This window comes from Neobacillus sp. YX16, assembly GCF_030123505.1.
Taxonomy (GTDB): domain Bacteria; phylum Bacillota; class Bacilli; order Bacillales; family Cytobacillaceae; genus Neobacillus.
The window spans coordinates 4,912,099-4,934,565 of sequence record NZ_CP126115.1 but is presented as its reverse complement, the minus strand read 5'-3'; the positions used below and the strand labels follow the sequence as shown (position 1 = coordinate 4,934,565).

Below are 22,467 nucleotides of genomic sequence, written 5' to 3'. Positions count from 1 at the left end.
ATGGGTATGCCCTTTGAGTTAAATACATTGATTGTAACAAAAGGCAGAGAGAAGAGAGTAGAGGAAAACCTTTTCCAATTAGAAAAAGAAGGCTATAGGCTTTATCCAATTGATATTCCGATTGATGTTAGAAAAACACTTGAAAGCGATACGAGTGGAACAGCGGTCATTAAAAAGGTAGAATGGCAAAACAGCAGCACGATGATAACATACCAATTAATTTCATTAAATTCCACGAATTAATAAAAGCCCTTATCGATAACGATAAGGGTTTTCACTTTAAGCGATTGGTCCGCCTAATTGTTCTATTTCTGCAGAGACTTTCGTGAACTTCTTAAAGTTTTCACGGAATTTGCCTGCTAATTCTTTCGCTTTGGTTTCATAAGCTTGTGGGTCTGCCCATGTTTTGCTTGGCTGCAAGACCTCATCAGGAACACCAGCAATGTGAAGCGGAATATTTAGACCAAAAATATCGTCTCTAACGGTTTCAACAAGGTTTAGTTCACCTTCAAGTGCAGCCTGAATCATAGCCCTTGTGTAGGATAACTTCATTCGGCTGCCGACCCCGTATTCTCCACCTGTCCATCCAGTATTCACTAAAAAGACATTGGCACTATGCTCAAGAATTTTTTCACCTAGCATTTCGGCATAACGTGTTGCAGGCAAAGGAAGAAATGGTGCACCGAAGCAGGTTGAGAAGGTTGCTTCAGGCGATGTAACACCACGCTCTGTTCCAGCTAGTTTTGATGTATAACCACTTAAGAAATGATACATGGCTTGCTCTTTTGTTAATTTTGAGATTGGAGGCAATACACCAAATGCATCGGCTGTTAAAAAGACAATTGTATTTGGGTGGCCCGCAATGCTCGGCTTCACAACATTATCAATCGCTTCGATTGGATAGGCTGCCCGTGTATTTTCAGTTAGTGACGCGTCGTCATAGTCTGCAATTCTAGTTTCTGGATTAAGCACAACATTTTCAAGTACAGAACCAAAACAGATGGCATCGAAGATTTGTGGTTCTTTTTCACGGGATAAATGAATGGTTTTTGCATAGCAGCCACCTTCAATATTGAAGACGCCGTTAGACGACCAACCATGCTCATCATCACCAATTAAGCGGCGTTTAGGGTCTGCAGATAAGGTGGTTTTACCTGTCCCAGATAGGCCAAAGAACAGAGCAACATCACCTTCAACACCAATATTGGAAGAACAATGCATGGAGAAGATATTATTCTCAGGTAAAAGGTAATTCATAATTGAAAAGATAGACTTTTTCATTTCACCTGCGTATTCTGTTCCGCCAATTAATATGGTTCGTTTTTCGAAAGAGATGATAATAAAGGTTTCAGAGTTTGTTCCATCAACTATAGGATTTGCTTTAAAGTTTGGAGCAGAAATCACATTGAAACCAACTTTATGTGTCAATAATTCTTCTTCATTTGGGCGAATAAACAATTGATGCGCAAATAAATTATGCCAAGCGAATTCATTCACAACTTGAATCGGCAATTGTGTCTTTTTATCTGCACCTGCAAAACCTTTAAACACAAATATTTCGTCTTTTTCTTTTAAGTAGTCTAAAACTTTATGATAGAGGTTGTTAAAAGCATCTTCCGAAATTGGCTGGTTTAATTTACCCCAATCGATTTTATCCTTTATTGATTCTTCCATGACAATAAATTTGTCCTGTGGGGATCTTCCTGTATATTTACCTGTTGATACACTAATGGCACCAGTAGAGGTTAATTTTCCTTCATTCCTTGATAAGACTTTTTCCACTAATTGAGGTACTGACAATTGAATATGCACATTATTTTCTTCTAACAATTGACTTAATTCATTTGGGACATGTACGGAATTCATCAGAGAAAACCCTTCCTTTTTTGGTTTTTAATATTCAATATATTTACGAATAGTATAACACATTCAACTGAATAGTCTATACTAATTAGCGAATTTAGGTTGTATTATTAACTATAATTTAGAAGTGGGAAAAATTCATATATTTAACCTTAATTTGTTAAAAATTTTATTGACAATGTTCGACATGTTCAAGTATGATTTTAATTTGAACGGATACTCTCTTATCCTGAGCTGGTGGAGGGACAGGCCCTATGAAACCCAGCAACCTGCTTTATGAGAAGACCGACCTTTCAAAATGGTCATTTTCTCAAGTGCGAAGGTGCTAATCTGACGCAAGGCTTTGACCTTGAACGATAAGAGTGAAAGGCCCTCAAGCAACCTTTCCTCATGTGGTAAGGTTTTTTGATTTGTATAAGACCTTTTATTTAAAGAGTTGCTAATAATTATCCTTTGTTTATTTCATACTAAGGGAATGAGTACCGTATCAATGTCAGTGGTTCAAGAAGTATTCCTGTAACCTTCATATGAACCTTGATTTATCTTATAATATAGGAGGAAATCAGATGTCAACAAAACGTCGTTTGTTCACTTCTGAATCAGTAACGGAAGGTCATCCAGATAAAATCTGTGACCAAATCTCTGATTCAATTTTAGATGCAATTTTAGCAAAGGATGCAAATGCTCGGGTTGCTTGTGAAACTTCTGTAACAACTGGATTAGTTTTAGTTGCAGGGGAAATTACTACATCTACTTACGTTGATATCCCAAAAATCGTTCGTGAAACGGTTAAAGGTATCGGTTACGATCGTGCTAAATATGGTTTTGATTCTGAGACCTGTGCAGTATTAACCTCAATTGGTGAACAAAGTCCTGACATCGCAATGGGTGTTGATCAGGCACTTGAGGCACGTGAAGGACTAATGTCAGATGAAGAAATCGAAGCAATTGGGGCAGGAGACCAAGGTTTAATGTTTGGTTTTGCTTGTAATGAAACGGCTGAGCTTATGCCTCTTCCAATCTCTCTTGCACATAAGCTTGCTCGTAAGTTAACAGAGGTTAGAAAAGATAAAGTTCTTGAGTATCTTCGCCCCGATGGAAAGACTCAAGTAACAGTTGAGTATGATGAAAATGATAAGCCTGTTCGTATTGATACGATTGTTATCTCAACTCAGCATAATCCGGAGGTAACATTGGAGCAAATCCAACGTAACTTGAAGGAATATGTTATTAATCCAGTGGTACCTAAGGAATTAATCGATGAAAATACAAAATACTTTATCAACCCAACAGGACGTTTCGTTATTGGCGGACCTCAAGGGGATGCTGGTTTAACAGGTCGTAAAATCATTGTTGATACATATGGCGGATATGCTCGTCATGGCGGAGGTGCTTTCTCCGGTAAGGATCCAACAAAGGTTGACCGTTCTGCAGCCTATGCAGCACGTTATGTTGCTAAGAATATAGTAGCAGCAGGACTTGCTGATAAAGTTGAAGTTCAACTTGCCTATGCAATTGGTGTAGCAAGACCGGTTTCAATTGCTGTTGATACCTTTGGTACAGGCAAAGTGAGCGAAGAAGTATTAGTTGAACTTGTAGGTACAAACTTTGACCTTCGTCCTGCTGGAATCATTAAGATGTTGGATCTTCGCCGCCCAATCTACAAACAAACTGCTGCATATGGTCATTTTGGCCGTACAGATGTTGACCTTCCTTGGGAGCGCACAGACAAAGCAGACACATTGCTTCAACAAGCGAATCTTTAAGAAGTAGTTAGCGGGAGTTACATTATACATGTAACTCCCTTTGTTATATTAACGTCTAAGTTTAGGTCAAACTAATTATGTAAAAACTGTAGGTACCTGAATTTTCCTACCTTTCACACTGACATTTTTGTATGAATAGTGGTAGGATAAGAGAGTATGTTTTTTAGATTGGATATTTAGATTGGAGTAGGTGACGTACATAATGTGTGGTTTTATTGGTTGTGTACACGACAAGGAACAAAACTATCGTGATGAACAAAAACAACTATTCAAAAATATGAACGATATTATTACCCATCGTGGACCTGATGATGATGGCTTTTTTTATGATGATCATATTCAATTTGGTTTTCGCCGTTTAAGTATTATTGATATCGAATGTGGACATCAGCCATTAACATATGAAAATGAGCGTTATTGGATAATTTTTAACGGTGAGGTTTACAACTACGTAGAACTTCGTGAAGAATTGCTCAAAGAGGGCTTACAGTTTGCCACAAATTCGGATACTGAAGTCATTATTGCTCTTTACAGTCATTTAAAAGAAAAAGCTGTAGAAAAACTGCGTGGTATGTTTGCTTTTACCATTTGGGATAAACAAGAACAAACATTATTCGGTGCCAGGGACCCATTTGGGATTAAACCATACTTTTATTTTGTAGATGGAGAGAGAACATTCTTTGCTTCCGAGAAAAAGAGTATCCTATTAGCCCTTGAAAATGATGTTTTAGACTATGATTCACTTCAGTACTATTTGACTTATCAGTTTGTCCCTGAGCCAAATACAATGTCTAAAGGTATTCATAAGTTAGAGCCAGGACATTATTTTACAAAGAAGATTGGCTCGCCAATGGAAATCAAAAGATATTGGAAAGCGCATTTTAATCCGATACAAAAACCAGAGTCAGATTTTATTAAAGAAATTCAAGATGTGCTAATCGATTCAGTAAAAATGCATATGAGAAGTGATGTTCCTGTCGGTTCTTTCCTTTCAGGCGGAATAGATTCTTCTATTATTGCATCCATTGCAAAACAATTTCACCCAGCAATTAAGACGTTTTCAGTTGGTTTCGAGCATCAGGGATTCAGTGAAATCGATGTAGCAAAAGAAACAGCAGAAAAGTTAGGTGTAGAAAATATCAGCTATGTCATAACACCACAGGAATACATGAATGAACTTCCGAAAATCATGTGGCATATGGATGATCCCCTTGCAGACCCTGCTTGCATCCCGCTTTACTTTGTAGCTCGTGAAGCGAGGAAGCATGTAACAGTCGTTCTTTCTGGTGAAGGTGCGGATGAATTATTTGGCGGTTACAATATTTACCGTGAACCACAGGATTTAGAAATGTTTAATAAAATCCCAAGAGCAGGAAAAATATTATTAAAAGGGATTGCGAACATAATGCCTGAGGGAATGAAGGGGAAAAGCTTTATTGAACGTGGTGTAACTCCTATGGAAGAACGCTATATAGGCAACGCGAAAATGTTCACTGAGGAAGAAAAAAGAGAATTGCTGTCTGTTTATCGTGAAGGCTTGCATTTCACCGATATTACTAAACCACTCTATACAGAATCAAAAAGTTATGATCCTGTTGATCGTATGCAATACATTGATATTCATACATGGATGCGCGGGGATATCCTTTTGAAAGCTGATAAAATGACGATGGCGCATTCATTAGAGCTTCGTGTTCCATTTTTGGATAAAGAGGTGTTTGAAGCTGCGTCCAAAATACCAACGAGCTTGAAAACGGCTAATGGTACGACAAAGTATATCTTGCGAAAAGCTGCGGAAGGAATTGTTCCTGAGCATGTATTAAACCGTAAGAAGCTTGGTTTCCCAGTGCCAATTCGTCATTGGCTAAAGAATGAAATGAATGAGTGGGCAAAAACCATTATTCGTGAAAGCAATACAGATCATTTATTCAATAAAGCTTATGTTTTAAACCTTCTTGAGGATCATTGCCAAGGAAAAGCGGATAACAGCCGTAAAATCTGGACCGTTCTTATTTTTATGATTTGGCATCAAGTATATATAGAAGGAAAGTATTCCTTTTCAGGTCAAAAAGAACTGCAGACAATGAAACATTAAGATATGAAGGAAAGCACCCATAAAAAATTTATGGGTGCTTTCAATCTTTTTATTTTTGTAAGGACTTATAATACTGGGCTTTTTCTGCATATTCTGTATAAATCCTGTTCATTTCACTAATGTCATGTTCATTTAATTCTCTAATAACTTTTGCAGGTCTGCCAAATGCTAAGGTATTAGGAGGGATCTTTTTACCTTGTGGCACGAGACTGCCTGCACCTATAAATGCTCCTTCTCCAATTTCGGCCTGATCTAGAATAATCGATCCCATGCCGATTAACGCTTTTTTACGAATAATACAACTATGGAGAATTACCTGATGACCAATGGTGACATCATCTTCTAATATCAATGGATTATTCGGGCTTTGGTGCAGAACAGAGTTGTCTTGAATATTAACTTTCTTTCCGATAACAGTAGGCGCAACATCTCCTCTAATAACAGAGTTAAACCAAACACTTGATTCCTCGCCTATTTCAACATCACCTGTAATAGTGGTAAAATCTGCAATGAATGCAGAATCTGCAATTTTTGGATACTTTCCTTTGTAGGGATAAATCATCAGAGTCGCTCCTTTTTGACTGAAATACATATTAACTTTAATATTATACTAAATAGAAATTTTTTCTAGGGGGAAAAACTATGTGGAAGTGGGAAGCAGAAGGGGAAGCGAAGGCTGTGATTGTGATGGTTCATGGTGCGATGGAACATCATCGGCGTTACGGCTGGCTCATTGAAATGTGGCGCAAGTCCGGATTTCATGTCATTATGGGTGATCTTCCTGGGCAGGGTATGACAACAAGATTCCGCAGGGGCCATATAGATTCTTTTGAAGAGTATTTAAGTGAAGTAAAGGATTGGATTAAAGCAGCCTATCGTTATGAGTTGCCTATTTTTTTATTAGGACATAGTATGGGAGGCTTAATTACAATTCGTCTATTGCAGGAAGAACGATTAAATTTGGCAGGAGTGATTCTCTCGTCACCATGCTTGGGCTTAACACATAAACCGCCAAAGATTTTAGATTTGCTTTCACATGGAATAAATGTGGTTTTCCCTTCTTTACGAATGAACTCTGGCATAAATGTTGAAATGGCAACAAGAAATCAAGATGTTATTGAGGCAGATGCAGGTGATACTCTTTACATCACAAAAGTCTCAGTTAGATGGTACCGAGAATTAGTTGGGGCCGTGAAAGAGGCATTTCTGTCCATTGAAGGCACCAAGGATGTGCCAATGCTTGTTATGCAAGCCGGCGACGATAAAATTGTTAATAAATCTCCTGTTAAGGACTGGTTCAACCATGCACCTTTATCAGAAAAAAGGTTTAAGGAATGGCCAAAGCTTTATCATGAAATTTTTAATGAACCAGAACGGGAAGATATATTTGAATACGCTAAAGATTTTGTCATCAGTCAATTAAAAGCAATCGGTTATATTGTTTAAGAAAGGGAAGATATCTCCATGATGCCAATCAGACTCATGTCGAATGTATACCGCCGCATTATTCCAGCAGTCCATCAAGAACTTGGTTACTGGAGGTCCCGAGCAGAAAGCATCCCTAACCAGGAGCTTAGAACACAAGCTCTTGCTAGTATTGAACATAAAACCTTTCACTGTGAAGGCGGAGGTATTCTTGCTCTATCCGCGAATAATGAGTATAAAAAAGCAGTGAAATTTATTGTCGCTTATCAGACCATTAGCGATTACTTAGATAATCTTTGTGATCGGAGTACATCGCTTGATCCAAAGGATTTTGCTGCCCTTCACGAATCCATGCGAGATGCCCTTACACTTGGAAGCGAGCCTAGAAATTATTATCGGTTTCGTGTGGATCAGAACGATGGCGGCTATTTAAATGATTTAGCTAAAACGTGCAGGTCAGTATTAAATGAACTAGAACACTATCCCTTAATAAAAGATTACCTTTTGGAGCTATGCGAATATTATTGTAACCTGCAAATCCACAAGCATGTGATTCAAGAAGAACGTGTACCTAGGCTGGAAAAGTGGTTTGCAGACCATCAAAGTAACCTGCCAGAGATGGAATGGTACGAGTTTTCTGCCTGCTCTGGTTCCACTTTGGGGATATTCTGTCTTATTTCTTATGCAATGAGAGAAGATTTTCGTTCGGAGGATGCAGAAAATATTCGGAAAGGATATTTTCCATACATACAAGGGCTACATATTTTATTAGATTATTTTATCGACCAAGAAGAAGATCGAGAAGGCGGCGACTTGAATTTTTGTTTTTATTATGAAAACCCAGAGACACTTTTTAAACGGTTAAAACATTTTGTCAGTGAAGCAGACAGACATACGGAATTCCTGCCGCATAAAAAATTCCACCAGCTTATTAACCGAGGATTATTAGGGATTTATTTATCGGATGGAAAGGTTCGCAAACAGAAGAATATTCGGAAGTTAGCTAAAGGAATCATTAAGACTGGCGGTATTATTAGCTATTTCTTCTATATTAATGGACTTGCCTATCGTTCCGTACAAAAATGGATTCCCTCATTGTTTACAAGACTTTCGTAAAAAAAAGATAAACCAGGCAAAAGCAGCCTGGTTTATCTTTTTTCTATTGCAATGATAAAAGGAGGATTATTTTGTTGATTGATAAACTGATACTTTATGACATGAGCTTTCTTTTGATCAATCTCCTGACAATACGCCAATAAAGCGTCGCGCTCAACTGCACCCTCGGTGTGACCGTGATAAATCACAAGAATAATGATTCCTTCTGAAACCATTATCTCAAGCAATTGTTGTATTGCAGATATGGTGGTTTCTGGTTTTGTTACAATTGCTTTATCACTGCCAGGTAAATACCCTAAGTTAAAAATCGCTGCCGTTACCTTGCCATGATGTTGGTCAGGGATTAGCTTGTAAAGCTGTTCGTGACCTGCATGAAAAGTAGTGACTCGATCAGCCAGACCATGTTCCTTCAGTCTTTCCGTACTGGTAAGAATGGCCTCTTCCTGGACATCAAATCCATACACTCTACCGTTTTCACCAACAAGATCGGCTAGAAAAACTGTATCATGACCATTTCCCAATGTAGCGTCAACAACTACTGCACCGCTAGTAATAGCTTTTTCAAGTAATTTCTTCGCGAAGGGAAGGATACGCTCAAGCTTCATAATTAGTTCCTCACGGTGTTCTCTTGATAATATTTTCCCTGATAGCTGTTTCTTCTTTTAAACTCGGCATCAATGGAATTAAGTACTTCCCACTTATTGACACTCCACATCGGTCCTACCATTAAATCAATCGGTCCATCACCCGTAATTCGATGAACAATCATTTCCGGCGGTAAAATTTCTAATTGGTCACATACTAAATTGACATAGTCCTCTTGTGAAAGAAACTTCAGCATTCCTTTTTCATACTGTTTAACCATTGGAGTTCCTTTTAGTAAATGAAGCAAATGAATTTTAATTCCTTGGACATCAAGCTTTGCAACTTCCCTTGCAGTTTCCATCATCATTTCATACGATTCAAGCGGTAATCCATTGATAAGGTGAGAGCAAATCCGGATTCCATGTTTTCTAAGCTTATTTACACCTTCGACATAACATTGGAAATCGTGAGCACGATTGATTAATAAGGCTGTCCGTTCATGTACCGTTTGCAAGCCAAGTTCAACCCATAGATACGTTCTTTTGTTTAAGTCAGCTAGATATTCAACGACATCATCTGGGAGACAATCTGGGCGGGTAGCAATCGATAATCCAACGACACCCTCCTGTTTGAGAACACTTTCAAACTTTTCACGGAGAACCTCAACCGGTGCATGAGTATTCGTATAGGCTTGAAAGTAGGCCATGTACTTTCCATCTTTCCATTTCGTATGCATTTTTTCCTTGATATCAAGAAATTGTGTTTCTAGGCTCTCAGTTCGGTCACCGGCAAAATCACCAGAACCAGCAGCACTGCAAAAAGTACAACCGCCGTGAGCAACCGTACCATCACGGTTTGGGCAATCGAAACCGCCATCTAAAGCAACTTTAAAAACTTTATGGCCAAATTGCTGGCGAAGGTGATAATTCCATGTATGATAACGTTTATCGTCTGTAGCATATGGAAAAGGGTTGGCCTGAGTCAATTCAGAAACCTCCTTTTTATTTTTTAACATAACTTACATTTTAACATGAAAAGAAGGGCTTATCCATTTGTAATAATTGTATTTGATCTAGTTCCAGCGCCTAGGGGCTCGGTGGAAAAAGAAAAATCACTTTTTCCTCGGTCATAAGTCAATCCGTCAAGAAGGTTAAAGAGCGCAACCTTCCTGCCGGCTCGCCTTATGCCTGTCGCCCCCGGGAAAAATGAACTGCTTTTTTCCGTGGACAAGGCGCCTCCGCTTTTCTAATTTGGTATTAATTATCAATGGTAAGTTGTAATAGGAAAAGTGAGAGAGAACAAAATAAGAGATGAAGCCCTGAGCTTCAAGACATTAGGGTTAGGATTTTTGTGTCACCAAAAAAAAGGGGGTCCTTAGATGGCTACACGTGCTTCAATGGACACATTAATGCAGCAATGTGAGGATACAATCCGCTATGCGAAAGAACAGTTTGAAACGAGCAGCATACAAGAGCATTACAATAATGATGACTATACAAAGGCCTTACAGGATCTTGAACAAACCTATCAGGATATTGCAAAAATGGCCCATAGTGCGAATTCTCAGCAGCGGGACCAACTCCATCGTATGAGATTACAAATACAGCAGCTTCAAAACACCTTGATATTAGAAGGGCAGACTTATACAGGAGGAAACCTAACTTGAAAAAGCGCTCGAAAAAAAACAACCCTGAACAAAAGACAAGAAATGGAAGCAATAATCAAGATCTCGAGTTAGGTCAGGATTTCGATCTAGTAAAACAAGCAAAAAAGCAATATGAAAAATCAGGTGGTCAACCTGTCAAATCAAAATTTCATCAAGAAAAAAATCAATCATCTTAATACACTTATTTGGCCTTCGACATTAGTTGAAGGTCTTTTTATTTAATGGCTGTGTTAATGAATACTGTTGATTTTAGAACCTGTTGATTGGAGCGGAAGGCGCTTGACTCCTGCGGGATGAACGAGTTGAGTGAGACCCCGCAGGAGCGAAGCTGTAAGGAGGCTCACGGGCGAGCCCGCGGAAAGCATAGCGCCTGGAGCGTAAATCAACAGCCTAGTTAACACAGCCGCCTATTCAATAAAATCCTAATAACACCATGAAAATAAGGTAAAATTCCAGTTCACAAATTAGAAATAACTCAATATGTTTTTGTGATTTTGGTCACAGAATGAGTTTGGCTAATTTGGGATAAATAAGATAAGAAATTCCGCAATATATATTTTTTTTAGGATTCATTGTGAATGCATTCACAAATTATTCACAAACAGAAGGGAAATAAGAATGATGAAAAAATTGCTAATTAACATAAATTTTCTCCTATGTTTACTGCTGCTATTAAACCCTTTAATAATCGCAGCAGAAGAAAACCAAAACATCTTGAGTATGGAAGAACTTTCAATAAAAGTAATGCCTGAATTTGCCTACCATCCAAATGATGTAAAAAAAGAGCATCCGCCATTACTAATCGGCTACCAAGGAACAATGCGCAATCTTTCTGAACAGCCACAAAAAGGGCAAATTGAAATCCCACTTCCCGTAGAAGATAAAAACTTCCGTATTGGCTATGTTGCTGATTATTCAAGCGACTTATCGAAGGTGTATGAAATAGAGTACATACTAAATCAAGAAAAAGGAACAATTTCCTGGACAACGAGTGGGGAAATTCAACCCAATGATGTCTATAAATTCGTTATTGAATTTTATACAGATAACATAATTGTTGAAAATGAAAAGAAAAACTTGCCATACCAATTTAAAAGTTTTACGGATATTGGCTTATTCAATGTTTCATTCATAGAGCCCCTAAAGGCAGAAAAGTTAGTACTTGATCCAGCACCAGAAGAGAAAAACACTCATGGCGATGAAAAGGGAGTTCACTCGTATTTCTTTCAAGGTTTAAAAGCCGGAGAAGAGAAACGTTTTACTCTTACGTATGAACGAGCTGAAACGACGCCTACTATCGAGATGATGGAGAAACAAGAGCAACAACCGAGTGACACTGTGGAAAATAAAGAAAGTCCAGCTATCCTTTCAATCGCAGCAGTTAGTGGCATAGGTTTAATAGCTGCAGGCGCATTTGCCTTCTTCATGAAAAGAAAACGAGATTAGAGACAGCTTGCAAGACCATTCCTTTTGGCAATAAAGTGCTCACGTACTTTATTCAATAAATTAGAGAGAAATATTTATATTATGGGAGGTGAAAGAATGTTAAAAAGAGGGTTTAAAAAATTGCTGGCAATTGATAAAAGGGTATTAATTTTAGGTGCTCTTATCGCTGGCGTACTCTTTTCATTCGGAACAGTCAAGACAATGGCTTACTTAGATTCACCAGGTTTTTGTCAAAACTGTCATACAATGAAGTCTGTGTATACGTCATTTGTGGATTCGACTCATGCAGAATTGCAGTGTAACGACTGCCATTTGCCACATGAGAGTGAGGTCGGAAAGTTATTTTTTAAAGGCCGCGCCGGGATGACACATATTTTCTACAACACACTAGGTACCGAAGATATACCAGATAGAATCTATGCGACGACACGAACATTAAGAGTCATCAATCAAAACTGTGCGGAGTGTCATAAGAGCACAGTTGATAATGTCTCACATGACGCTAAGGAAAACTGTATGTCATGTCACCAAACAGTACCGCATGGAAGCGATTTTAAAGATGATAGTTACCATCAGCCACCTAAGTCCGGTGAACTATTAAAGAATAAGGGAGGATTTTAAGCATGAATAGGTTCCGCTATGGGGCATCCCTCCTTCTACTAGTATTTGTCCTCATCATTACTGGCTGCAGCAACTCCAGTGACGGTGCAAGTGAAAAAACGGCAAGTGCTAAGGAAGCAAAGGGTACAACAGGCCTTTCTAAAGATGAAATAAGCAATGAGGCCTTTAAAGAATTATTTCCACTTCAATATAACAGCTACATGAAAAATGAAAAAATGGAAGATACAAAATACAATGGTTCTGTAAAGCGCAGTAAATACGATCCTGATAAGGAACCTTTACTTCCAGTGCTTTTTAACGGCTATGGATTTGCCACTGAATATAATGAGGACCGCGGGCATGTGTATGCTCTTGAAGATATTCGTGATGTAAAGCGTATTACCGACAAATCAGTAGGTTCTTGTTATACTTGTAAATCAACTGCAGTACCTCAAATGATTGAAGAAATGGGTGACGATTATTGGGGAGCCAATTTTAATAAAGACATTTGGCCAAAAGGGGAAGCAATGGGACACTCACCTATTGGATGCTCTGACTGCCATGATCCCGAAACAATGGACTTACGCGTTACACGTCCAAGCTTTTATAAGGCTTTAGAAGCTCAGGGAGTTGATACTTCCAACCCAACGAAAAACGATATGCGAAGCTATGTTTGCGGACAGTGTCATGTGGAGTACCACTTCGCAGCGGATAATAGTGAAGTAACCTTCCCATGGAACAATGGATTTAAGCCTGAAGAAATGTATGAATACTATAATACGATTGCTAAAGAAGAAGGCTTTGAAAAAGACTGGGTTCATAATATTTCAGGAGCCCCAATGTTAAAAGCACAGCACCCTGAATTTGAAACACATGCTAGCGGTACACATGGTAAGGCAAATGTTTCCTGTGCGGACTGTCATATGCCATATGAGCGTGTAGATGGAAAAAGGAAAATTACTTCACACTATTGGACTTCACCGCTTAAAACGATGGATACATCTTGCGGACAGTGTCATGGAGATAGAGATTTAGACAAATTAAAAGATCGTGTTATTGAAATCCAAGATGCAAACGTAAGTGCATTACATGAAGCACAGGATATTTCAACGACCGCTCACTATTATATTAATAAGATGATTACTTCTGGAGTCGGCCAAGATAAGATCAAACAGGCTCAAGAATTTGTCCGTAAAGGTCAATGGTTCTGGGATATTGTTGCTGCTGAAAACTCCTCAGGTTTCCACAATCCACAAGGTTCAATGGATTCCTTAAGAGAGTCAGTTGTACAATCCAACAATGCTATTCGCCTTGCAACAGAAGAGATAGTGAAAAAAGGTGTCAGCATCGAAGAGGTTAATTCTGAGATTGAGAAAGCGAAGACTGCTGTAAAAGCTGAAACCGTAAACGAGAAGAAAAAGGATCAAGCCATAAACAACTACTTCCCTGCACAGCAGCCAGTAGTGCCAGCAGTAAAAAAATAGACCCTTTCGACTATCTTCCTAATCGTCCCGCTAAGAAGGATTAAGAAGTGTTGGAAAAGAGTCCATAATGGTTTTGAAGAAAACACTGTTTCTCTTTTTGGAGACAGTGTTTTCTTGTTATTATTGTGACTAAATCGTGTCTAGCTGTCAATTAAACTTATCTGGTATTGGTCTAAAAATGGTGAGAATCAAATATTTTATAAGGAAGAATCCAATATGAAATAGGTGAGGAATATGTATGTTGTTCATTTTTTTGAAAACAAGATAGAACTATTAAATCAGCTTCTTGGAAGTGTTCCAGCCGTCGGTGAAATGATTACCGTTAAAGGTCGCAAAGGGAAGGTCACTGATGTTAATCAGATTGATGACAAACATGTCCATGTACAGATTACGGTAGAAAAAGTAGTAGTTAAAAATAAGCTAACAGCAGCAGACCTAGCGAAAAAGAAAAAAAGATAAGTACAAAAGTCCTTTTATGAAGGGCTTTTTATTTTGTGGGATTGGTTACTGTGGAGAAGAAAAAATCGGGTGGTGCGGGAGTCAAAGTATCTGTCTGATGCCCGTGGAGATGGAGAAAGAGGTAGAGTGGGAACCAGAGCGGCTGTCTGATGCCCGTGGAGATGGAGAAAGAAGTAGAGTGGGAACCAGAGCGGCTGTCTGAGACCCGTGGAGATGGAAAAAAGGTAGAGCGGGAACCAGATCCGCTGTCTGATGCCCGTGGAGATGGAAAACGAGGTAGAGCGGGAACCAGAGCAGCTGGCGCTGTCTGATGCCCGTGAAGAAGGGAGAAGGGGTTGAAGCGGGAACCAGAGCGCTGTCTGATGCCCGTGAAGAAGGAAAAAGGGTTGAGCGGGAATCAGATCCGTCATCTGATGCCCGTGAAGAAGGAAAAAGGAGTTGAGCGGGCATCAGATCCGTCGTCTGATGCCCGTGAAGAAGGAAAAAGGAGTTGAGCGGGCATCAGACTCGCTGTCTGATGCCCGTGAAGAAGGAAAAAGGGGTTAAGCGGGAATCAAAGCCGTTCTCTGATGCCCGTGAAAAAAGAAAAAGAGGTTGAGCGGAAACCAGAGCCACTGTCTGATGACAAGTAGAAGGTTATTAGGGAAAACAAAGAAGCAGTTAACCTGAAAAATTCGGCTAACCGCTTCTTTTAATATAAAACCTATAGGTTAGATATAGTGAGAAGATACACCGTGTCCAATTAGTCTATAGTGCATTAATAAAATCCTTCGAATAGTCTTTTTAGATAAAACATAACCACACCATTCAAAGATATGCTTTGTAGTGATTTTTCGATCAGGAAAAAGCATTCTATATTCCTTCACATTCCTCATTAGAGCGGCATCTACGCTTTCCCTACATCCACAATGTCCGCAAATAAATATACCATTACCAACTTCTAGAAAAACTGTACGACAATCCGGGCATAAGAGTCCCTTTTTTATTTGTTCAAACGTGTAAGGAGGTAATCGCGTATAAGGAGATTCAACTATATGAAGAGAAGCTAATTGGTTTGCTAATTTCAGATGCTTTGAATTTAGTTTTAAAGGATGTGTGTTTAGTATTTTCAAAAAGCGATTTAGTTGTGCTGGAAAAACAATGGATGGATTAGTTGTAGTCGTGTATAGATGAAACTCGGGGTTATTAAAGATTAGATAGGTTTCAATCGGATAATTGTAACCAAGTTCTAGGAGTAATTTTCGAAGCAGCGTTTCACATCTTATCAGCTGGTGCAGTGGGTTTTTGAGATTGGAATTGGTTTTGGTAAACCATTTATCATCTTCGAGGTAGTAGTCACCTTCGTAATTTTTCACATCTAAAATGTAAATCTTTTCGTGTGCAATAATTAACGTATCGATTTGAAACCTAGACCCGTGATTTTCTAATAATAATCCATGTAACACGAGCCAATTGTCGGTGAGGTTTTCTAACCATTTGTCACTCCTCAACTCCCCTTCGTAGCCTTTTTCATTAGAGGTAATATGATTCTCTGGTAACACAAGCCGTTCAACTAAAAAGCAGGAAATTATTAATTCTAAAGGTTCTGGCCGCTGTTGGATAATCATATCTCACGTCCTAATATTATTTTAAAAAACTATAATTTCATTTTATAAAAAATTATCCAATAATACAAGATTAATAGGTAAACCGTATAAAGAAAAAGATTGCCAGGAAACTTGAATGGGCTTAAAATATATTTTTGGAACTTGTTATTGTTATTGTAAAGGAGCGTTTTTCATGCCACGTGCCTTATGGCTACTGATTATTGGGATGGCAGTGAATGTTACTGGCTCTTCTTTTTTATGGCCTTTAAATACTATCTATATTCACGATCATTTAGGAAAGTCTTTATCGATTGCTGGTGTTGTTTTAATGCTAAACTCGGCAGCAAGCGTTATTGGAAATCTGTATGGCGGCAGCCTATTTGATAAGATAGGCGGCTATAAATCAATTATTTTAGGAATTAGTATTACGCTTTCTGCACTTATAGGATTAACCTTCTGGCATGGATGGCCAGCATACATTATTTTTCAAATTATTATCGGTTTCGGAACGGGGATCATTTTTCCTTCCATGTATGCCATGGCGGGCTCTGTTTGGAAAGAAGGCGGACGCAAAGCTTTTAATGCTATTTACGTTGCCCAAAACCTCGGAGTGGCAATAGGAGCTTCACTTGGCGGTATCGTAGCTGACTACTCCTTTGAATATATTTTCCTTGCCAATACGATTATGTATGGAATCTTTATGCTCATTGCAGTATTTGGTTATAAAGGCATCTCTAGTAAACCAGCAATACAAGTGAATGAAATAAGTGAGCCCTTATCTCAAACAGGCAGAAAGAATTTGTACGCAATATTAATACTATGTATCGGATATTTACTCTGCTGGGTGGCGTATGTTCAATGGCAAACAACCATTGCTACTTATACCCAGGATATCAATATTTCACTAACTCAATACAGCTTATTGTGGTCAATAAATGGGGCCATCATTGTCCTTGGACAACCGCTTTTAAATGGTGTGCTGAAACATATGGCTGCAACCCTAAAGGTTCAAATACTGATTGGGATTGGGATTTTTACTGTTTCCTTCTTGATTGCAGGAAACGCTAATGCATTTTCTGGATTCCTAGTAGCAATGATCATTTTAACTATTGGCGAAATGTTTATTTGGCCAGCGGTTCCAACCATTGCCTTTGATTTAGCGCCAAAGGGGCGGGAAGGGTTTTATCAAGGGATTGTTAATAGTACCGCCACGGGAGGAAGAATGATTGGTCCGCTATTAGGTGGAATTCTCGTTGACGTCTATAGTATGTCCGTATTGTTCTATGTTTTAATTGGATTATTCATTATTGCGATTGTCACAACACTAGCCTATGACCGTATCTTACAAACTGAAAAGAAATTAAACGTAAAACTATCGTAGTTATTTTTACCTGCTTCTTATTCTGAGGCCGGGTTTATTATGTTTAAAAAATATTTTTTTGGTCAAACTGATTTAGGTGAATGTTACTTGCATACTGTTGGGAAATTTAATACAATAACCGTAATACTTTTTATATTTAATGACAGTGAGTAGGAGTAGTAATGAATGATACCCGTTTATTAGAGAGTTGACGGCTGGTGGAAGTCAACCGGGTACATCATGAACTCGCCTATGAGTTGCAAACATGAAAGAATAGTAATGTTTGCCGTATTCCGCGTTAAGGGTGAATGAAGCGAGTGTTTACAACACTAATGTGGGTGGTACCGCGGGAAGATACATAGACAATCCTCTCGTCCCTTTTTGGGATGAGGGGTTTTTTTATTTTTTTGGCTATGTTAAAGCTTATTATTGATTTTGGCACTCTGTTGATTTGTGCGGAAGGCGCAAGACTCCTGCAGGAGGACGGTACAGGGGAGACCCCGAGGGCGCTTTAGCGCCGAGGAGGCTTCCCGAACCGCCTGGAGCACAAATCAACAGCCAAGTTTAACAGAGCCTATTTTTTTAGGAGGAATAGACAATGAGTTTCAATCATCAGCATATCGAGAAAAAGTGGCAGAAGAAATGGGAAGAAGAAAAAACATTTAAAACGAGTGAAGAATTTGATAAACCAAAATTCTACGCATTAGATATGTTTCCGTATCCATCGGGAGCAGGACTACATGTTGGTCACCCTGAAGGCTATACCGCTACAGATATTCTTGCACGTTTAAAGAGAATGCAGGGATACAATGTGTTACATCCAATGGGCTGGGATGCATTCGGTTTACCTGCTGAGCAATATGCTTTGGATACTGGAAATGATCCTGCAGAGTTCACAGAGAAGAATATTAACACGTTCCGCAGACAGATTAAATCATTAGGTTTTTCATATGACTGGGATCGAGAAGTAAATACAACCGATCAAGAGTACTATAAATGGACGCAATGGATTTTCCTAAAGCTATGGGAAAAGGGTCTTGCTTATATTGATGAAGTAGCTGTTAACTGGTGCCCGGCACTTGGCACAGTATTGGCAAACGAAGAAGTAATTGATGGTAAGAGTGAACGCGGAGGGCATCCGGTTGAACGCCGTCCAATGAAGCAGTGGATGTTAAAAATTACTGCCTATGGTGACCGTTTACTTGAGGACTTAGAAGAACTTGACTGGCCAGAGAGCCTTAAAGAAATGCAACGCAACTGGATCGGCCGTTCGGAAGGTGCTGAAGTAACCTTTGCTATTGATGGACATGATGAAACTTTCACTGTGTTTACGACTCGTCCTGATACGCTGTTTGGTGCTACGTATGCAGTGCTTGCTCCTGAACATTCATTTGTTAATAAGATTACAACGTTAGAGCAACGAGAAGCAGTTGAGGCTTATTTAAATAAAGTTAAAACAAAGAGTGACCTTGAACGTACCGATCTTGCAAAAGAAAAAACTGGTGTCTTTACTGGAGCATATGCAATTAACCCAGTAAATGGTGAGAAAATGCCAATCTGGATTGCGGATTATGTATTAGTAAGCTATGGTACTGGAGCAATCATGGCCGTACCTGCGCATGATGAGCGCGACTATGAATTTGCGAAGCAATTTAATCTTCCAATTAAAGCAGTGGTTGCAGGCGGTGATGTTGAAGTTGAGCCTTACACAGGTGATGGTGAACATATCAATTCTGACTTCTTAAATGGCTTAAATAAAGAAGAAGGTATTACTAAGATGATTTCTTGGTTGGAAGAAAAGGGAATTGGTACGAAAAAAGTAACCTTCCGTTTACGTGATTGGCTGTTCAGCCGCCAGCGTTATTGGGGTGAGCCGATTCCAATTATCCATTGGGAAGATGGCACGATGACAGCAGTACCAGAAGATCAGCTTCCATTAACCTTACCGAAAACGACCAACATCAAACCTTCTGGAACGGGAGAATCACCTCTTGCTGTAATTGAGGATTGGGTGAATGTTGTTGATCCAGCAACAGGCAAGAAGGGTCGTCGTGAAACAAATACTATGCCGCAATGGGCAGGCAGCTGCTGGTATTATTTACGCTATATTGATCCGAAAAATGATCAAGCACTCGCTTCAAAAGAAAAATTAGATCACTGGCTTCCAGTTGACGTATATATTGGCGGAGCGGAGCATGCTGTTCTTCACTTACTTTACGCTCGTTTCTGGCATAAAGTTCTTTATGATATCGGAGTTGTAGCAACTAAAGAACCATTCCAAAAACTTTTCAACCAAGGAATGATTTTAGGTGAAAACAATGAAAAAATGAGTAAGTCAAAAGGAAATGTTGTAAATCCTGATGATATCGTTGAAAGTCATGGTGCCGATACACTGCGCTTGTATGAAATGTTCATGGGACCACTTGATGCTTCCATTGCCTGGTCTACAAATGGTCTTGATGGATCTCGTCGTTTCTTAGATCGTATCTGGCGCTTGATGGTGGAGGAAAATGGAGAGTTAAATCCAAAAATTCAAGAGAACGAAGAAGCCTCGAATTTAGAAAAGGTATATCACCAAACCGTGAAAAAGGTCACAGAGGATTACGAGGGCTTGAGATTTAATACCGCGATTTCACAAATGATGGTGTTTATTAATGAAGCTTATAAATCAACTGTTCTTCCAAAGCATTATATGGAAGGGTTTGTTAAAATGCTTGCCCCAGTTGCCCCGCATGTTGCGGAAGAACTTTGGGAGAAACTTGGTTTCAGCGGTACTATTTCATACGAAACTTGGCCAGCATATGATGAAGCTAAATTAGTTGATGATGAAGTTGAAATTGTTATCCAAGTGAACGGAAAAGTAAAGACGAAGCTTAAAGTACCAACAGACGCTAGTAAAGAAGCATTAGAAGGTATTGCAATGGATGATGATCGAGTAAAGGAACAGATCGAAGGGAAAACCATTCGCAAAGTCATTACCGTTCCTGGTAAACTTGTTAATATTGTAGCCAATTAATACGAAGGAACACCCCCCTTTTACGAGGGGGAATCCTAATATAGGGGTGGAAAAGATGGAAGAGATTCAAATTATTACACCGGAAGAATTACAGAAAAAGCTCGAGCAGGGGGAAAAACTTGAGCTTGTTGATGTCAGGGAATACGAAGAGGTGGAGCAAGGAATGATACCTGGTGCAAAGCATATCCGCATGGGTGAAATTCCTGCTAACCTTGATTATTTTGATAAGGAAAAAGAATATATCTTTATTTGCCGTTCTAGCCGAAGAAGTGAAAATGTATGCTATTATCTTCAGGACCAAGGATACAAGGTTCGCAATATGATTGGCGGCATGCTTGAATGGACGGGGGAAACAAAATAAACGATTCCAAAGCGGAATCGTTTTTTTTTATACTCTTTATTTTTAATTTTCTGAAAAGATGGAAATAATGAAAATAAAAACAGAAAGGGAGATTCATATGATTCAGGTAAAGTTATTTGACCGTGAGCATGAAAAGGATCTAGAAAAGGAAATGAACCGCTTTTTAAAAGGAATTGATGAAAAGCAGTTAATGGATATTAAGTATAATGTAGCTGCCATAACAGAGGATGAGGAAGAAGAGCAAATCTATTGTTTTTCTGCGATGATAATCTATCGGGCCTAATAAGAATATTAGGCCTGATATTGTTTTTTAGCGGTAAGTGCAGCATTAGTTCCTGCCAGTCTCCCCGTAACTAACGCTGAAGTAATATTATATCCACCGGTATACCCATGAACATCAAGAATTTCGCCACAAAAGTAGAGGCCCTCCATCAATTTTGATGCCATTGTCTGCGGTTCAATTTCTTTAACTGAAACACCGCCGCCAGTTACAAATGCTTTCTCCAGCGCTAAAGTACCATTTACTTTAATTAAGAATTGCTTGCAGCTTTTCACAAAGGTACGAATTTTTTCATTGGAAATCGTTGCACCCTGTTCGGAAGGATCAATATCATTCTGTTCTAATAGAAACAAAAGATAACGTTCAGGAACAAGTCCTTTTAAGGTATTTTTAATGCTTTTTTTTGGCTCGCTTTTAACCAGTTTCACAATTTCTTGAAAAAAATCTTCTTCCTTTTTATCGGGTATTACATCTAAGCCCATCGAAACCTCATTTAGTTTCCACTTTTTCATGGCTTTAACAACAAATTGACTACAGCGAAGGACAGCGGGACCACTGAGCCCAAAATGGGTAAAAATCATATCCATCCTATGTGAAATTATGGCTTTTCCTTTTGGATTCAAAACACTTAGCTCAATATCTCTTAATGATAGACCTTGAAGTGATTTGTTTTTGATAAAAGGTTCATTTGAGGTGACAGGCACCTCAGTCGGAAACAGTTCTGTAATGGTATGCCCGGCTTTCTTGGCCCATGCATAGCCATCTCCAGTTGAGCCTGTATGGGGAACAGATTTACCCCCGACTGCAATGACAATAGATTTTGTTTCAATTTCAGTGCCGTTTTTTAATATCACGGAAGATACATGTCCTTCTTTATAAGTAAGGTCTGCTACTGGGCTATTTGTGTATACTTTGACCTTTAGCTTCTCTAATTGATCTAATAGGGCATCCACGACAGATTGTGCTTTATTAGATACAGGGAACATCCGGCCGTGGTCTTCCTCCTTTAACTCAATTCCTAACTTTTCAAAGAACTTAATAATATCTTCATTACTAAAAATAGAAAAGGCACTGTATAAAAATTTCCCGTTACCAGGTAAGTGCTTGATAATTTCCTCAATAGGGAGTCGATTGGTAACATTACAGCGGCCGCCGCCAGAAATGGCGAGCTTCCTGCCAAGCTTGTCTCCTTTATCAATTAGCAGGACCTTTAATCCCTTTTCACCAGCAGCAATCGCGGCCATTAAACCTGAAGGTCCGCCTCCAATAACAACAACATCGTATATCATACTTCCACCAACTTTATATATATTCGATAAAAATGAATTTTCAACTCATTATTCCATTATAAACACTAAG

General features: G+C 38.9%; 23 protein-coding genes, 1 riboswitch and 1 other annotated feature. Of the genes, 17 read left to right on the top strand and 6 right to left on the bottom strand.

Annotation, left to right across the window (positions count from 1 at the left end; all coding sequences use genetic code 11):
* Complete coding sequence (locus QNH48_RS24390) at positions 1-243, top strand: DUF2584 domain-containing protein (protein ID WP_095251409.1); 243 nt, start codon at positions 1-3, stop codon at positions 241-243.
* Between the two features lie 36 nt (positions 244-279).
* On the opposite strand, the gene pckA is transcribed toward QNH48_RS24390, so the two are convergent.
* The gene (gene pckA, locus QNH48_RS24385) at positions 280-1,866 is read right to left on the bottom strand and encodes a phosphoenolpyruvate carboxykinase (ATP) (RefSeq protein WP_283952353.1); all 1,587 of its coding nucleotides are present in this window, start codon (positions 1,864-1,866) and stop codon (positions 280-282) included.
* Positions 1,867-2,084: 218 nt separating this feature from the next.
* Positions 2,085-2,226: riboswitch (SAM riboswitch) on the top strand.
* A 203-nt stretch (positions 2,227-2,429) separates the two neighbouring features.
* On the opposite strand from pckA, the gene metK reads away from it, so the two are divergent.
* Both metK and asnB read left to right on the top strand, forming a co-directional pair.
* Complete coding sequence (metK, locus tag QNH48_RS24380; RefSeq protein WP_283952352.1) at positions 2,430-3,629, top strand: methionine adenosyltransferase; 1,200 nt, start codon at positions 2,430-2,432, stop codon at positions 3,627-3,629.
* A 202-nt stretch (positions 3,630-3,831) separates the two neighbouring features.
* Positions 3,832-5,724: an asparagine synthase (glutamine-hydrolyzing) gene (gene asnB / locus QNH48_RS24375; RefSeq protein ID WP_283955877.1), complete on the top strand. Its 1,893-nt coding sequence runs from the start codon at positions 3,832-3,834 to the stop codon at positions 5,722-5,724.
* 49 nt (positions 5,725-5,773) lie between these two features.
* On the opposite strand, the gene QNH48_RS24370 is transcribed toward asnB, so the two are convergent.
* Positions 5,774-6,286, bottom strand: a complete 513-nt coding sequence (locus QNH48_RS24370; RefSeq protein ID WP_133367610.1) for a gamma carbonic anhydrase — start codon at positions 6,284-6,286, stop codon at positions 5,774-5,776.
* A gap of 80 nt (positions 6,287-6,366) precedes the next feature.
* On the opposite strand from QNH48_RS24370, the gene QNH48_RS24365 reads away from it, so the two are divergent.
* Entirely contained in the window at positions 6,367-7,170 is an 804-nt protein-coding gene (locus QNH48_RS24365; protein ID WP_283952351.1) for an alpha/beta hydrolase, read from the top strand.
* A 36-nt stretch (positions 7,171-7,206) separates the two neighbouring features.
* On the top strand, positions 7,207-8,265 hold the full coding sequence (locus QNH48_RS24360) for a tetraprenyl-beta-curcumene synthase family protein (protein WP_481858435.1): 1,059 nt from the start codon (positions 7,207-7,209) through the stop codon (positions 8,263-8,265).
* A gap of 32 nt (positions 8,266-8,297) precedes the next feature.
* Here the strand turns inward: QNH48_RS24360 and mnmM are convergent, their stop codons facing one another.
* Both mnmM and mnmL read right to left on the bottom strand, forming a co-directional pair.
* Entirely contained in the window at positions 8,298-8,870 is a 573-nt protein-coding gene (gene mnmM / locus QNH48_RS24355; RefSeq protein WP_283952350.1) for a tRNA 5-(aminomethyl)-2-thiouridylate-methyltransferase MnmM, read from the bottom strand.
* 2 nt (positions 8,871-8,872) lie between these two features.
* The gene (gene mnmL / locus QNH48_RS24350) at positions 8,873-9,835 is read right to left on the bottom strand and encodes a tRNA modification radical SAM protein MnmL/YtqA (RefSeq protein WP_283952349.1); all 963 of its coding nucleotides are present in this window, start codon (positions 9,833-9,835) and stop codon (positions 8,873-8,875) included.
* A gap of 393 nt (positions 9,836-10,228) precedes the next feature.
* Here mnmL and QNH48_RS24345 point away from each other — a divergent pair, with 393 nt between their 5' ends.
* The 8 genes from QNH48_RS24345 to QNH48_RS24310 all read left to right on the top strand — a co-directional run bounded on the left by QNH48_RS24345 (position 10,229) and on the right by QNH48_RS24310 (position 14,947).
* A complete protein-coding gene (locus QNH48_RS24345) occupies positions 10,229-10,516 on the top strand; it encodes a YtzC family protein (RefSeq protein WP_133367606.1) in 288 nt (95 codons plus the stop codon).
* A complete protein-coding gene (locus tag QNH48_RS24340; protein WP_095252078.1) occupies positions 10,513-10,692 on the top strand; it encodes a glycogen biosynthesis protein GlgD in 180 nt (59 codons plus the stop codon). The genes QNH48_RS24345 and QNH48_RS24340 overlap by 4 nt, the downstream gene beginning before the upstream one ends.
* Before the next feature lie 442 nt (positions 10,693-11,134).
* A complete protein-coding gene (locus QNH48_RS24335) occupies positions 11,135-11,962 on the top strand; it encodes a hypothetical protein (RefSeq protein WP_283952348.1) in 828 nt (275 codons plus the stop codon).
* Positions 11,963-12,058: 96 nt separating this feature from the next.
* On the top strand, positions 12,059-12,583 hold the full coding sequence (locus QNH48_RS24330) for a cytochrome c3 family protein (protein ID WP_095250825.1): 525 nt from the start codon (positions 12,059-12,061) through the stop codon (positions 12,581-12,583).
* 2 nt (positions 12,584-12,585) lie between these two features.
* Entirely contained in the window at positions 12,586-14,046 is a 1,461-nt protein-coding gene (locus tag QNH48_RS24325) for an ammonia-forming cytochrome c nitrite reductase subunit c552 (RefSeq protein WP_283952347.1), read from the top strand.
* Positions 14,047-14,280: 234 nt separating this feature from the next.
* Positions 14,281-14,505 carry a hypothetical protein gene (locus tag QNH48_RS24320; protein ID WP_283952346.1) on the top strand — a complete coding sequence of 75 codons (225 nt, stop codon included), beginning with the start codon at positions 14,281-14,283 and terminating at the stop codon, positions 14,503-14,505.
* Between the two features lie 161 nt (positions 14,506-14,666).
* The gene (locus tag QNH48_RS24315) at positions 14,667-14,816 is read left to right on the top strand and encodes a hypothetical protein (protein WP_283952345.1); all 150 of its coding nucleotides are present in this window, start codon (positions 14,667-14,669) and stop codon (positions 14,814-14,816) included.
* On the top strand, positions 14,816-14,947 hold the full coding sequence (locus QNH48_RS24310) for a hypothetical protein (RefSeq protein WP_283952344.1): 132 nt from the start codon (positions 14,816-14,818) through the stop codon (positions 14,945-14,947). The genes QNH48_RS24315 and QNH48_RS24310 overlap by 1 nt, the downstream gene beginning before the upstream one ends.
* A gap of 268 nt (positions 14,948-15,215) precedes the next feature.
* Here the strand turns inward: QNH48_RS24310 and QNH48_RS24305 are convergent, their stop codons facing one another.
* Positions 15,216-16,112: a nuclease-related domain-containing protein gene (locus tag QNH48_RS24305; RefSeq protein WP_283952343.1), complete on the bottom strand. Its 897-nt coding sequence runs from the start codon at positions 16,110-16,112 to the stop codon at positions 15,216-15,218.
* A 172-nt stretch (positions 16,113-16,284) separates the two neighbouring features.
* On the opposite strand from QNH48_RS24305, the gene QNH48_RS24300 reads away from it, so the two are divergent.
* The 4 genes from QNH48_RS24300 to QNH48_RS24285 all read left to right on the top strand — a co-directional run bounded on the left by QNH48_RS24300 (position 16,285) and on the right by QNH48_RS24285 (position 21,111).
* Positions 16,285-17,472 carry an MDR family MFS transporter gene (locus QNH48_RS24300; protein ID WP_283952342.1) on the top strand — a complete coding sequence of 396 codons (1,188 nt, stop codon included), beginning with the start codon at positions 16,285-16,287 and terminating at the stop codon, positions 17,470-17,472.
* Positions 17,473-17,608: 136 nt separating this feature from the next.
* Positions 17,609-17,833: a binding site (T-box leader), on the top strand.
* A 216-nt stretch (positions 17,834-18,049) separates the two neighbouring features.
* A complete protein-coding gene (gene leuS, locus QNH48_RS24295) occupies positions 18,050-20,467 on the top strand; it encodes a leucine--tRNA ligase (protein ID WP_283952341.1) in 2,418 nt (805 codons plus the stop codon).
* A gap of 55 nt (positions 20,468-20,522) precedes the next feature.
* Positions 20,523-20,828: a rhodanese-like domain-containing protein gene (locus tag QNH48_RS24290; protein WP_283952340.1), complete on the top strand. Its 306-nt coding sequence runs from the start codon at positions 20,523-20,525 to the stop codon at positions 20,826-20,828.
* A 97-nt stretch (positions 20,829-20,925) separates the two neighbouring features.
* Positions 20,926-21,111 (top strand): sporulation protein Cse60, encoded by a 186-nt coding sequence (locus QNH48_RS24285; protein WP_095250855.1) that lies wholly within the window; start codon positions 20,926-20,928, stop codon positions 21,109-21,111.
* 8 nt (positions 21,112-21,119) lie between these two features.
* Here QNH48_RS24285 and QNH48_RS24280 read toward each other — a convergent pair whose 3' ends face one another.
* Positions 21,120-22,397, bottom strand: coding sequence for a BaiN/RdsA family NAD(P)/FAD-dependent oxidoreductase (locus QNH48_RS24280; protein ID WP_283952339.1), 1,278 nt, complete (start codon positions 22,395-22,397; stop codon positions 21,120-21,122).
* Positions 22,398-22,467 lie beyond the last annotated feature (70 nt).